Here is a 14142-nt window from a genome sequence, read left to right as displayed (position 1 = left end):
GTTTATAGTGATAAGTCCTGTAGCCGTACTGATAAAGGTTCCTGAGTAGATCGCTCAGCCGCGATGTCATCCTTAACCTGTTGATACCAAGTCTGCTCATTCCACAGTTCAAATTTGTTGAACTGACCAACCAGCATGACCTCTTTGGCTAGCCCTGCGTGCTGGCGCAGTGTATTAGCTAACAAAAGACGTCCTGCACTATCCATTTGGCATTCACTGGCATGACCTAAGAGCAAACGTTGTACCCGGCGCTCCGCCGGATTCATGCTGGATAAGCGGGAGAGCTTCTCTTCAATAATTTCCCATTCAGGTAGTGTATAAAGCAACAGACATGGCTGATGGAGGTCAATGGTACACACCATTTGCCCTTGTGATTCCTCGTTTAGCATAACCCGGTATCGGGTAGGTACGGCGAGCCGCCCCTTGCTATCGAGATTAACCAGCGTTGCTCCACGAAACATCTTCTAGGTTGCCTTAGGCGATCAAAAATTACCACTTTATCCCACTAATCCCCACAATAAGGAGTTTACGGATGGGACGAAAACCTTGTCAAGCCAGAGCCGATGCGCTTTAGCTATATTTTGCAGAAGAATTTTGGCAGTTAAGGGGGATAATTATTAAATTTAGCAATATCAATAATAATTAAGGCCATGATAATTTTGAATAATTTTACAAGCAAAGGAGAATAAATGTTTATGACAAAATAATGAAAAAATAATTGTGTTATTAATTTATTTACATAATTTACATTTCATTACTATTCGACAAATGTACATAAATATTTATCATTTCATTTAATGCATTAAACGTTAAAACCAATTGGTAATAAAAACACCACACGATAAATATTATTAAAATCAATTTAATGTATAAATAGCAGTAAAAAAAAAGCAAAAAATAGACAAACGCCAATCTGAAAAGACGCTGTTACCTGCCCTTTTTTCTACTAAATAATTTATGTATGAACGAAATTGTATTTGAGCGCGCTGAAACACTCAGATAAAAATTGCCTTAAAGTTGCCCTTACATATCTTTCTACAAATCTGGTAGCAAAAGCGCCCCATCAAAGAATTAATGAGGAGCTTTTATCATCATTTCCGACTCAAACTTCCTCGCCGGCATAAGTCACGGTGTATCCGTGTGATACCGGGTCCTGGCTTTTGCTTTTCATCCAGACTCGCCAATACCAGTTCCAATACCCGTTCCGCCACTTCACGATGACGCTGCGCTACAGAAAGCACTGGACACTCGAGGAAATCCAATAATTCATGATCACCAAAAGTCGCAATGACCAATTGATTGGGTAACCGGCCACTGTGTTTAAGCGTAACATCCATGACTCCCTGTAACAGAGCAAAAGAGGTAGTGAACAACGCCTGCGGCATTGGGTGAGTTTCCAACCACTTAGCAAACGCTTCAGCTGCGGCATCACGCTCATAACTGTTTGAGTAAAGGTACATAACCTGACGAGGGTCATCTTTCCATGCTTCACGAAATCCCTGTTCACGCAGAAAACTGACTGACAGTTCAGGTAATGCGCCGAGATACAGCACAGATTCAGCGGGGAATTGACGAAACTCTTGGGCCAACATTTTGGCATCTTCAAAGTCATCGCCCACTACGCTGATAAAATGTTCATTTTCTAATGCACGATCAAGCGCAACAATAGGTAAAGAGCGGTTTGCCCAGCGCTGATAAAAAGGATGCTCCGGCGGTAATGCGGTAGAAACAATAATTGCGTCCACCTGCCGTTGTAACAAATGCTCAACGCAACGCATTTCATTATCAGGCTGATCTTCAGAACAGGCTATCAATAATTGATAACCACGCTGACGAGCCTGGCGTTCAAGATAATTCGCAATGCGGGTATAGCTGGTATTTTCTAAATCTGGGATAACCAGACCAATAGAGCGAGTGCGTCCTGCACGGAGACCGGCTGCCACAGCATTAGGATGGTAATTATGCTCTTTGACCACTGCCATCACTTTTTCTACCGTTTTATCACTGACACGGTATTGTTTGGCTTTACCATTAATCACATAACTGGCCGTTGTGCGTGAAACACCTGCAAGGCGGGCGATTTCATCCAGTTTCACATTAACTCCTTCATAGACACCGAAAAAGGCCCTACTTTATCGCAGAGCCTCATAAATGTATGTATATTGCCCCGCAGTTTGCGATTTTTCATCGCATAATTTTATCCCCACGAGATACACCGACAATACCGGAACGAGCAACTTCAACAATTTCAGCAACATCACGAACGGCATCCAGAAATGCATCTAGTTTATCGCTGGTTCCTACCAGTTGTACGGTATACAAGGTAGAAGTCACATCAACGATCTGCCCGCGGAAGATATCGGTGCTGCGCTTGATCTCTTCACGCCCATACCCACTGGCCTGCAATTTCACCAGCATAATCTCACGTTCTACATGCGAACCCGATGCCAACTCGCTGACTCGTAGTACATCTACCAGCTTGTGCAATTGCTTTTCAATCTGCTCAAGTACCCTGGCATCGCCCTTAGTCTGAATTGTCATCCGCGATAATGTTGGATCGTCAGTTGGCGCCACAGTTAAACTTTCAATGTTGTAGCCACGCTGAGAAAACAGACCAACAACACGGGACAAAGCCCCTGATTCGTTTTCAAGTAATATAGATAAAATCCGGCGCATAATCAGGTTCTCTCCGTTTTGCTTAACCACATCTCATCCATTGCTCCTCCACGGATCTGCATAGGATATACATGTTCAGTTTCATCCACTGTGACATCAACAAATACCAGCCGCTGATTTTCAGTCACCTCTTTCAAGGCTTCTGCCAATTTACCTTCCAGCTCGTCATAACTCTGGATAGAAATGCCAACATGACCATAAGCCTCAGCCAGTTTGATAAAATCAGGCAAGGATTCCATATAGGACTGAGAGTGACGGCCCGCATAAATCATGTCTTGCCATTGTTTTATCATCCCCAAGAAACGGTTATTCAGATTCAGAACCAATACCGGCAACCCATATTGCAACGCCGTGGACAATTCCTGAATATTCATCTGAATACTGCCATCCCCCGTAACACAGACGACCATTGCTTCCGGTTTCACCAGTTTGACCCCCAATGCAGCCGGTAAGCCAAATCCCATCGTCCCTAAACCACCGGAACTGATCCAACGTCTTGGCTTGTCAAATGGGTAATGCAATGCAACAAACATCTGATGCTGTCCAACATCCGAAGTGACATAAGCTTCACCTTTAGTCAGACGATAGAGAACCTCGATAGCCGCTTGCGGTTTAATCTTTTCACCACTGCGATCAAAATCGAGGCATTTGCGGCTACGCCATTGCTGAATAGATAACCACCAATCTTTCAGCGCATCCGGGTCCTGTGTGTCTTCCTCTGTCTCCAACAGTTCCAACATTTGCCGCAGCACCTGTTTAGCATCACCAACAATAGGTATATCTGCGGCAACAGTTTTCGAAATTGATGTTGGATCGATATCAATATGCAAAACAGTTGCTTTCGGGCAATATTTCGCCAAATTATTGGTTGTACGATCATCAAAACGTACGCCAACAGCAAAAATCACATCGGAATTATGCATTGCTTTGTTAGCTTCAAATGTACCGTGCATACCAAGCATTCCCAGGCTCTGCTGGTGAGTTGCCGGAAAACTGCCTAGCCCCATCAGGGAGCTTACAACCGGAATATTGAATTTTTCTGCTAATACCAGCAATTCTGCTGAACAATCTGCATTAATTGCCCCACCACCCACATATATGATTGGTTTCTTCGCATTCAACAGTTTTCTTAATGCCCGTTTAATCTGCCCTTTATGCCCTTGCACCGTCGGATTATAAGAACGCATGCTTATCTGCTCAGGATAAATATAGGCGTGTTTTACTGCCGGATTTACCGTGTCTTTTGGTAAATCAATCACTACCGGTCCCGGACGACCACTGGAAGCTAGATAGAAGGCTTTTTTCAGTACCTTCGGAATATCCTCTGCTTTTTTCACCAAAAAACTATGTTTTACGATCGGGCGGGATATCCCTACCATGTCACATTCCTGGAATGCATCATTACCAATCAAGGAACTGGCGACTTGACCAGACAATACAACCATCGGAATTGAATCCATATAAGCTGTGGCAATACCGGTAATGGCATTGGTTGCTCCCGGACCGGAAGTAATCAATACCACCCCCACCTTCCCGGTAGAACGAGCATAACCATCAGCCATATGAACTGCCCCCTGCTCATGACGTACCAGGATATGCTCAATGCCCCCAACCGTATGCAGGGCATCATAAATATCCAGTACTGCCCCCCCCGGATAACCGAATATATGCTTAACGCCCTGATCAATTAACGATCGGACGACCATTTCAGCTCCTGATAACATCTCCATAGGTTTTCCTCCAGGCTCTGTTTGCAAGTTAATAAATCGGAAGTTCCTTCCACTTTTATTTTAGTAAGGCGAATGGCCTCTCAGCGATATATTGATGCTGAGTTAATTAACATAACGCTAGAAACAGATGTTAGCAATGTGAGTAAAGGCTGAATAGCAACTTTCTGGCAATTCTAAATGCCTTCTGTAAGCGTTATCTTACTATCAATAAGCTAAAAGTAAGTAGAATATGATTGGCTATACCTGAAAAGAACGACAACATATAGGTATTATCCGGTATATATACGATAAAAAACTAAAAAACAGTTTTCAAAATCGTTTAAATCACCACAGCATAAATTTGATAAAGGAAGTGCGGACGAATACCTCAGATAATTTAATCATAATTTCATCGTTTCTGAATAGCTATTGTGAATAATTCATTCAGGTAAAATCTATTTACCTCATTTTAATTATAGAACACAATAGAAACTATTATTTTTCCTTGGAGACCAATTCTACGAATTCAATAATTATCCAGATACATAAATATTCATTTTCATCATTAAACAACACGACATAATAATCAGAAAAATGATCATCTAAAATAAGTAAAATTATTTACTCGACTCATGAAAAGAATATTTCAACATTAAAGAAAACCCCATGAAATATATTAAAAATGAACCACACTAAAAACCATAAATATAAATTCATTACCCACAGTGCCGAATATATATTTTATAAACAACCATTTAACTTGAATTATTTAAATTAAACTTTAATTCACTCCATCATAAATTTATTTTTTATTAATCATAATTCATATTGATTAAAATAGCCAAGTCATGAATATAAGTAAACTTGGCATATCGACAAAACAACAAGACATTTATTTACAACATTGAATTGTTTTTTAATACCTTTTCTAAGTTAGGAAAAACAGTAAAACCGTCGCTATCTAAAAAATGCCCTCCATCGGGAAAACCATACAATTCAGCCCGGAGCTGCTGACTTAAATTTAATGTAAACTGTGGAGGTACAATCTCATCATTAAGCGATAATATTACTATTCGTTGGTTTATTCTGTGTATAAGCGGATAAAAATCCAAGTTCTCTTCAGTAAATATACTTAATTCGGGTAAAATCGATAATTTTTCGTAAAACCCTGAAATTAATACAATCCCCCCAATATTTACATTATCAGGTAAAGATGAAATATAACGGAGTGCGGCAATACAACCCAAGCTATGCCCAATAAAAAGCGTTTTTTCATTAGGATTAGGTACACTCTCCTGCAACTTTTCTTGCCATAAATGAGGTGAAGGAGCATGAGATTCAGGCATCTCTGGCACAATTACATGAACATTTAACCGTTCATATTGACCTTTAAGCCAAGGAAACCAATGATGCTCAGGAGTCGCCATAAGGCCATGAACAATAACTACATTATCAAAATTCATCAATTAACCTCATTATACAAAACGTGTCTTATTTCTATGCGCACAAGTATAAAATACTATCATTTGGTAGATTCACATAACAAGTGCTCTATTCTAGGCACAGAATAATACCAGTGAATATAATTTATTTATAATTTTTAAAATTAAACTACAACTTATTCATCTAATATTGAAATTTTTAAAACCGGATACTCCTGAGATAAATTTAAAGTAGAATATTACTGCAATACCACCTTAAACTTCCCTTAAATAGCCGGTTACGCTATATAAAGCGCCAGAAATTAATCTCGATACATGGATTCAATTTCGTTATGGTAACGCTGCATAATAATTTTCCTTCGCAATTTCAGTGTTGGCGTTAATTCCCCTGTTTCCATTGAAAATGGATTTGGCAGTAATGTGAAACGCTTTACCTGATCGAAGTGAGCAAGGTTTTTCTGAATCTCTTTCAGACGTTGTTCAAACATAGCCATAATGTGGCTATTACACAATAATTCAACCCGATCATGATATTTGAGATTAATTGATTTTGCATACTCTTCCAACGCATCATAACTAGGCACGATAAGGGCGGATACAAATTTACGTGCATCAGCAATAACAGCAACATGTTCAATAAAACGATCTTGCCCCAAAGTACCTTCAATCATTTGTGGGGCAATATATTTACCATTTGATGTTTTCATCAAATCTTTCAGGCGCTCAGTAATAAACAAATTACCATTTTCATCTAACTTACCGGCATCACCTGTACGCAACCAACCGTCTTGAGCGAATGCTCTGTCAGTTTCTTCCTGATTATTGAAATAGCCTTTCATCACAATGGGGCCACGCACCTGTATCTCATCTTCTTCACTGATACGGACGTCAATCCCAGGCAATGGCGTACCAATAGAGCCAAGCACATAACCTTGCTCTTGCCAACAGGAAACCGTGGCACAGGTCTCTGTCATCCCATAGCCGTATTTGATATTTACCCCAACAGCAAGGAAAAACAGGATAATCGTTTCATCCAGACGTGCGCCGGCCGCAGGTAAAAAACGAACCCGGCCGCCCAAGATATTACGCAGTTTGCTCAACACCAATTTATCGGCTAATTGATACATCGTAGTTGACCAAGGACAACTTTTTTTACTTTGCAACCGACGTAAAAACTGACGCTCACCACATTTAATCGCCCAGTTAAATAATTTTCTCCGATGCCAGGGGGCCTGAGAAACCTTTTCAAAAATCGCACTGTAAATTTTTTCGTAAAATCTCGGCACTGCGCACATCACTGTCGGGCGAACATCCGCCATAGCCTGACGAACAAAATTAGTATCAGTCAGATAAACATTTTGCGCGCCTGTATGCATCACATAAAAGCTCCATGCGCGTTCGAAAACATGGGATAGCGGCAGGAAACTCAAAGAAACATCCTGATCAGTTAACGTCAAGCGATGATCATGTGAATACAACTGATAAGCTAAATTACGGTAATCAAGCATGACGCCTTTAGGCTCGCCGGTTGTACCGGATGTATATATAAGCGTAAAAAGATCGTCCAGATTATGGTTAGCAATACGGGTTTCCAACTCAGACTGATGTTGTGATTTATTGTCAGTCATAAAGTCAGATAAATGCTGTGCTAATGAACAATCGCGCAAATCAACTGATTCATCTAATACTATGATGCGACTTAGCTGAGGACACCGTTCTGGCAAAGTGACCGCGACATCATATTGCACCTGCCCACCAACAAACAGAATACGCACACCGGCATCATTAAGAATGAAGCCAGCCTGTTCCTGACTGCTGGTTGCATACAAAGGAACAGTAACTGCCCTGAGTTGTAATACCGCAATATCGGTCAGTGACCACGCCATACTGTTATGTGCAAAAAGGCCAATTTTTTCCTGTACATCAACCCCCATCTCCAGCAATGCCCGGCTAATGGCTTTTGCCTTTTTGTCAATATCATTCCAGCTTAATTCGAGTTGTTCATCTGGAGACCATTGACGAAAAGCAATTCTCTCTGGGTTTTGTTTGATTTGTTGCTGCAACCGGTTTATCACGTGATAAGGATGTAAATTTTCAGTTATCACAATTCTTTTCCTGTTCGAAAAATTTTCCTCTTATCAGAGAAAAAACAATGGCTTTATTCTCTGATAATGCTTTTTTACATCACTGATTCGCTTTTCAGCTTACAGGTGTTAGCTATTTTCCTTTCAGTCTACCTATTCCTGAACAACAGGAAAAGAATATTTATCAAAAGTTGATAAGTTTGTGATAAAATAAAAAACTCACTACCTGTTTATCCAGTAGTGAGTTTCAAGTTAATTAACTGCCGCTAAGTTGGCTCAACAGCGATTTCATCCACTGATGCCCTTTATCTTTTGTTGTAGATTCGTGCCAAATCAAATAGCACGGACGGCTTACCTTATCCCATGGTAATGAAACAGCTCTTATTGCTAATTGTTCGCTGTAGTGTTCAACCAACCATCTTGGAGTAACCGCAACCAAATAGGTTTGAGATACAATATGCAGCACGCTATTCAAGTCAGTTCCCTGATAAACCACAGAACGCAGACGTTCTCCATTCTCATAATAGGGAGCACTGAATGAACCAACATTATCCAATGATACAACTGCATGATGTTCCTCATACAATTGCTGTTCACTAATACTATTTTCAATTCTTGGATGATTATTGGAAACGGCCAGGACCAACTCATCATTGAATAACGGGTAATGATGAAAATCCATACGTTCCAGCTGTGTATAGCTAATGACAAACTCAGTTTCCTGATACCTGAGCTGATGCTCAATATTATCATGCAGATATGATCGAATCGTAACACCCAGATTTGGTGTATTTTGTTTTACCTGTTCCACTATTTTTGCTGCCAGTCTAATATCTAAAGGGCTGCAAATTGAGAGATTAAAAACCCTGTCGCTATTATCAGGCTCAAAACCAACCCCAGGTAACTCATTATATACCAGTTGTAATGCCTGACGGACAGGACCAAATAATTGATGAGCCCTTGCCGTCGGTTGTATTCCACGCCCATAACGTACAAATAATTCGTCATTGAACATTAACTTTAAGCGAGAAACTGCATTACTAACAGCAGGTTGTGACATTCCCAATATCTGTGCCGCACGTGTTACATTCTGCATTTGCATCACTGCATCAAAAACAGTCAGCAGATTGAGATCCACATTACGTAAATGAATTTCACTTGGATCTTTTTTGGTTGCAGTTACTGAGGTGTATTCAGCCATTGTTTAACTCCACTAAACTCATTCAGATGACCCCGGCTAATAACAAAACATCGAAAATACCTTCATTCATTACTCAGATATTACGATGACTTTTACTATTAACGAGATCAATTATCTTAATCATTTTGATGATAAATAATTAAGACTCGTCCTTGTACAAATCTGAATACGCATAGCTAACCAGCGCATCCCCTTATTAATGCTAAAAATATATAATTTCAGTTAGTAGAAAATGTAGATGCTCATTATTCATTCACAAAAAAGTACAATTATGTTAACAATTTATTCACCCTGGTATTCCGTATGTGATGATAAATCAAAGAATGACTAAATTCATAATAAAATTGCTGATTTATTATTATTAAACAATTTTATCAGAGTCATTATATTATGAAATTATTTTTTCAACGATATATAACATAACTTCCTATTTATACCTATTTGTCAATGACAAACGATGTTTTTCAGAAAAACACAAACCTACTTCCAGCTCCCGGCACAAAAATACTTAATTTTAACTAATCAGTATAATGCGCTATTTTTTATATAAATCTGAGTTTATCACTAAAGTCCAACCCAAACATAAAAGGACAAAATAAAATCTTTTTAAATATAAACAGATCAACACTTCAATTTACAGTCATTGAAAAAGCAAAACCAAGAATCATATGCCTAAATGAATTCTTGACATCACTTTTAAGATAACGTATCAATAAAAGCATCCGAGTACCAAACACTCATTAATACTATTGAAAGGTTGGATCAGTATGATTCACTCAATTTGTCTACTAAGCCTACTACTAATCGTATCTGATATGCGCGGTATGCTGGTGGACAAAAAACAGAGTTGATTCAAAACGGAGTTGGTCCAAACCAGACATAAACAAGAACCCGCGCCATGCGCGGGTTTTTTTTACCTGCTGGGCGCAAAAAATAACCACGAGAGGAGCATGATATGAGCCAGCAAGTTATTATCTTCGATACTACATTACGTGATGGAGAACAGGCATTACAGGCCAGTTTAAGTGTGAAAGAAAAGCTCCAGATTGCATTGGCTTTGGAGAGAATGGGTGTTGATGTCATGGAAGTTGGTTTTCCGGTTTCCTCTCCCGGTGACTTTGAATCTGTACAGACGATCGCCAGACAGATAAAAACCAGCCGTGTTTGCGCCTTAGCCCGTTGTGTAGAAAAAGACATTGATGTTGCCGCTGAAGCATTAAAAGTTGCGGAGGCTTTTCGAATCCACGTTTTCCTGGCTACCTCCAACTTACATATTGAATCCAAACTGAAAAAAACATTCGAAAATGTTATGGAGATGGCCGCTCAATCAATCAAGCGGGCGCGTCGTTACACTGATGATGTTGAATTCTCCTGTGAAGATGCCGGCCGCACACCGATTGATAATCTGTGCCGGATTGTTGAAAACGCTATCAAAGCAGGTGCAACGACGATTAACATTCCAGACACTGTCGGTTACACCACGCCCTATCAATTTGGGGGAATCATCACTAACTTGATCGAACGTGTTCCTAATATTGACAAGGCGATATTATCCGTACATTGCCACGATGATTTGGGGATGTCTGCCGCCAACTCTATCACCGCAGTACAATCTGGCGCCCGTCAGATAGAAGGAACGATTAATGGTCTGGGTGAACGTGCCGGCAACTGCTCGCTGGAAGAAGTGATCATGACAATTAAAGTCCGCCAACAAATGTTAGGCGTTTATACTAATATCAATCATCAAGAAATTTACCGTACCAGTCAGTTAGTCAGCCAGTTATGTAATATGCCGATCCCCGCGAATAAAGCGGTTGTTGGTAGCAATGCATTTTCCCACTCATCCGGTATTCATCAGGATGGCGTGCTGAAAAATCGCGAAACTTACGAAATTATGACGCCGGAATCCATCGGCCTGAAAGAAATTCAATTGAATCTGACTTCCCGTTCCGGTCGTGCCGCCGTGAAACACCGTATGGAAGAGATGGGATATCAGGACAAAGATTACGATCTGGATAGCTTATACGACGCTTTTTTGCGTCTGGCAGATAAGAAAGGCCAGGTATTTGACTATGATTTGGAGGCGTTAGCCTTCATCAATCTGCAACAGCAAGAGCCAGAATTTTTCCGCCTGGATAACTTTAATATCCAATCCGGCTCCAACGTGATAGCAACAGCAGCGGTGCGTTTAACATGTGGTAAAGAGATAAAATCAGAAGCCGCCACCGGTAACGGCCCGGTAGATGCTATCTATCAAGCAATCAACCGAATAACTGAATACCCGATTGAACTGGTTTCTTATCAATTATCGGGGAAAGGGCAAGGGAAAAAAGCGCTGGGTCAAGTCAATATCGTCGTCGAATGCTTTGGGCGTCGCTTCCACGGCATGGGGCTCGAAACAGATATCGTTGAATCCTCAACCAAGGCAATGATTCATGTGCTCAATAGTATCTGGCGCGCAGAACAAGTTCAGAAAGAGAAACAACGCATACAGCAAAATACAAAGGAAATGGTGTAAACATGTCGAACAGTTATCATATTGCAATTTTACCCGGTGATGGTATTGGCCCTGAAATTATGACGCAGGCCCATAAGATATTGGACGCAATCCGTAAGCGTTTCACTATCCGTATCACCACCAGTGAATATGATGTAGGTGGGATTGCTATCGATCGTCACGGCTGTCCACTGCCGGCAACAACCATAGCAGGTTGTGAACAGGCTGACGCCATATTGTTCGGCTCCGTGGGGGGGCCTAAATGGGAACATTTACCGCCAGCAGAACAGCCTGAGCGCGGCGCGCTGTTGCCATTACGCAAGCATTTCAAACTGTTCAGCAATTTGCGCCCTGCCCGCTTATATGCCGGATTAGAAGTATTTTGTCCTTTACGCAGTGATATTGCAGCCAAAGGCTTTGATATTTTATGTGTCCGTGAATTAACCGGCGGTATCTATTTTGGTCAACCTAAAGGACGTGAAGGCCAGGGTAAATATGAACGTGCATTTGATACTGAGATTTATCACCGCTTTGAAATTGAGCGTATTGCCCGTATCGCCTTTGAATCAGCCCGCAAACGCCGTAATAAAGTCACGTCTATTGATAAAGCAAACGTGTTGCAGAGTTCCGTATTGTGGCGAGAAGTGGTTACTGAGATTGCAAAAGAGTATCCAGATGTAGCAATCAGCCACATGTATATTGATAATGCCGCCATGCAGTTGATTAAAGATCCGTCTCAATTTGATGTGCTGCTGTGCTCCAATATTTTCGGTGATATTTTATCCGATGAATGCGCTATGATTACCGGTTCCATGGGAATGCTCCCTTCCGCCAGCCTGAACGAAAAAAGTTTTGGTCTGTATGAACCGGCTGGCGGCTCTGCACCGGATATTGCCGGAAAAGGCATTGCTAACCCGATAGCCCAGATCCTGTCTGCTGCTTTACTGCTGCGTTACAGCTTAGGTCATCATGATGCGGCTAATGCGATTGAACAGGCGGTTAATCATGTGTTGGAACAGGGCTATCGCACAACAGATTTAGCCGGAAATGGCAAAGCAATCAGCACTGATGAAATGGGCAGCATTATCGCCCGTTATGTAGCCGAGGGTATTTAACATGGCTAAGACTTTATATCAGAAATTATATGACGCTCATATTGTCCGGGCAGTCCCGAATGAAACCCCGTTACTCTATATTGATCGCCATTTGGTTCATGAAGTGACCTCCCCACAGGCGTTTGACGGTTTGCGCACGAAAGGCCGGCCGGTGCACCAGCCGGGTAAAACGTTCGCAACAATGGATCATAACGTATCCACGCAGACAAAAGATATTAACGCCTGTGGTGACATGGCGCGTATTCAAATGCAGGAGTTGATGAAAAACTGTGCTGAATTCGGTATCACATTATATGATCTGAACCATCCTTATCAGGGAATTGTTCATGTAATCGGACCGGAACAAGGCATGACCCTGCCGGGAATGACGATCGTTTGTGGTGATTCCCATACCGCAACGCATGGCGCATTCGGTTCACTGGCTTTCGGTATTGGTACTTCTGAGGTTGAACACGTACTGGCAACCCAAACTCTGAAACAAGCCCGTGCTAAGACGATGAAAATCGAAGTGGTTGGCGATGTCGGTGATGCGATTACCGCCAAAGATATCGTTCTGGCAATCATTGGCAAAACAGGCAGCGCGGGTGGTACAGGTTATGTAGTTGAATTCTGTGGTAAGGCGATTGAAGCGCTGAGTATGGAAGGCCGTATGACCTTATGTAATATGGCAATTGAAATGGGCGCGAAAGCGGGTTTAGTCGCGCCGGATGAAACCACATTTACTTATATAAAAGGTCGTCAGTTTTCACCAAAAGGAGAACTGTGGGAACAAGCTGTCGCTTACTGGAAAACATTGAAATCCGATCCTGCTGCACAATATGACACCGTTGTTACTATTAACGCGGAAGAGATCTCGCCGCAGGTCACATGGGGAACCAACCCAGGACAAGTCATCGCGATTGATCAAGCCATTCCCGCGCCAGAATCTTTCAATGATCCTGTTGAACGTGCATCTGCTGAGAAAGCACTAGCTTATATGGATTTGAAACCGGGTATTAAATTAACAGATGTGAAGATCGATAAAGTCTTCATCGGCTCCTGCACCAACTCCCGCATCGAAGATTTACGGGCTGCTGCCGTCATCGCACAAGGTCATAAAGTTGCACCAGGCGTTCAGGCGATCGTCGTTCCAGGATCGGGCCCCGTTCAGACGCAAGCAGAAGCAGAAGGTTTAGATAAGATTTTCATAAGTGCTGGTTTTGAATGGCGCTTACCGGGGTGTTCAATGTGTCTGGCAATGAATAATGACCGTCTGCAACCAGGTGAACGTTGCGCTTCTACTAGTAACCGCAACTTCGAAGGACGTCAGGGGCGTGGTGGACGCACGCATTTGGTCAGCCCGGCGATGGCAGCAGCAGCAGCGATTAATGGTCATTTTATTGACATACGTCATCCGGCACAGAAGTCATAAAGGAGGA

Annotated in this window: 10 protein-coding genes; 3 read left to right on the top strand and 7 right to left on the bottom strand. The window is 41.7% G+C overall.

Going from position 1 to position 14142, the window contains the following annotated elements; genetic code table 11:
* Window positions 1-2: 2 nt before the first annotated feature.
* From mraZ to leuO, 7 genes are all read right to left on the bottom strand, one after another.
* Window positions 3-461, bottom strand: a complete 459-nt coding sequence (mraZ, locus tag ABR397_RS06760) for a division/cell wall cluster transcriptional repressor MraZ (RefSeq protein ID WP_021323947.1) — start codon at window positions 459-461, stop codon at window positions 3-5.
* A gap of 630 nt (window positions 462-1091) precedes the next feature.
* On the bottom strand, window positions 1092-2096 hold the full coding sequence (gene cra / locus ABR397_RS06755; protein ID WP_350305041.1) for a catabolite repressor/activator: 1005 nt from the start codon (window positions 2094-2096) through the stop codon (window positions 1092-1094).
* A gap of 88 nt (window positions 2097-2184) precedes the next feature.
* Window positions 2185-2676, bottom strand: coding sequence for an acetolactate synthase small subunit (gene ilvN / locus ABR397_RS06750; RefSeq protein WP_350305108.1), 492 nt, complete (start codon window positions 2674-2676; stop codon window positions 2185-2187).
* 2 nt (window positions 2677-2678) lie between these two features.
* Window positions 2679-4406 (bottom strand): acetolactate synthase 3 large subunit, encoded by a 1728-nt coding sequence (gene ilvI / locus ABR397_RS06745; RefSeq protein WP_350305040.1) that lies wholly within the window; start codon window positions 4404-4406, stop codon window positions 2679-2681.
* An 875-nt stretch (window positions 4407-5281) separates the two neighbouring features.
* A complete protein-coding gene (locus ABR397_RS06740) occupies window positions 5282-5848 on the bottom strand; it encodes an RBBP9/YdeN family alpha/beta hydrolase (protein ID WP_350305039.1) in 567 nt (188 codons plus the stop codon).
* Between the two features lie 281 nt (window positions 5849-6129).
* Window positions 6130-7929: an AMP-dependent synthetase/ligase gene (locus tag ABR397_RS06735; protein ID WP_350305107.1), complete on the bottom strand. Its 1800-nt coding sequence runs from the start codon at window positions 7927-7929 to the stop codon at window positions 6130-6132.
* Between the two features lie 238 nt (window positions 7930-8167).
* Window positions 8168-9112 carry a transcriptional regulator LeuO gene (leuO, locus tag ABR397_RS06730; protein ID WP_350305038.1) on the bottom strand — a complete coding sequence of 315 codons (945 nt, stop codon included), beginning with the start codon at window positions 9110-9112 and terminating at the stop codon, window positions 8168-8170.
* 955 nt (window positions 9113-10067) lie between these two features.
* On the opposite strand from leuO, the gene leuA reads away from it, so the two are divergent.
* Genes leuA through leuC form a run of 3 tightly spaced genes read left to right on the top strand, consistent with a single transcriptional unit; the run spans window position 10068 to window position 14135 of the window.
* Window positions 10068-11630, top strand: a complete 1563-nt coding sequence (gene leuA, locus ABR397_RS06725; RefSeq protein WP_350305037.1) for a 2-isopropylmalate synthase — start codon at window positions 10068-10070, stop codon at window positions 11628-11630.
* A gap of 2 nt (window positions 11631-11632) precedes the next feature.
* Entirely contained in the window at window positions 11633-12724 is a 1092-nt protein-coding gene (gene leuB / locus ABR397_RS06720; RefSeq protein WP_350305036.1) for a 3-isopropylmalate dehydrogenase, read from the top strand.
* A 1-nt stretch (window position 12725) separates the two neighbouring features.
* On the top strand, window positions 12726-14135 hold the full coding sequence (gene leuC, locus ABR397_RS06715; RefSeq protein WP_350305035.1) for a 3-isopropylmalate dehydratase large subunit: 1410 nt from the start codon (window positions 12726-12728) through the stop codon (window positions 14133-14135).
* Window positions 14136-14142 lie beyond the last annotated feature (7 nt).

It is taken from the genome of Photorhabdus viridis, assembly GCF_040256935.1.
Lineage (GTDB): Bacteria > Pseudomonadota > Gammaproteobacteria > Enterobacterales > Enterobacteriaceae > Photorhabdus > Photorhabdus viridis.
The sequence above is the reverse complement of the archived record's forward strand: the minus strand, read 5'-3'. Positions and strand labels throughout refer to the sequence as shown.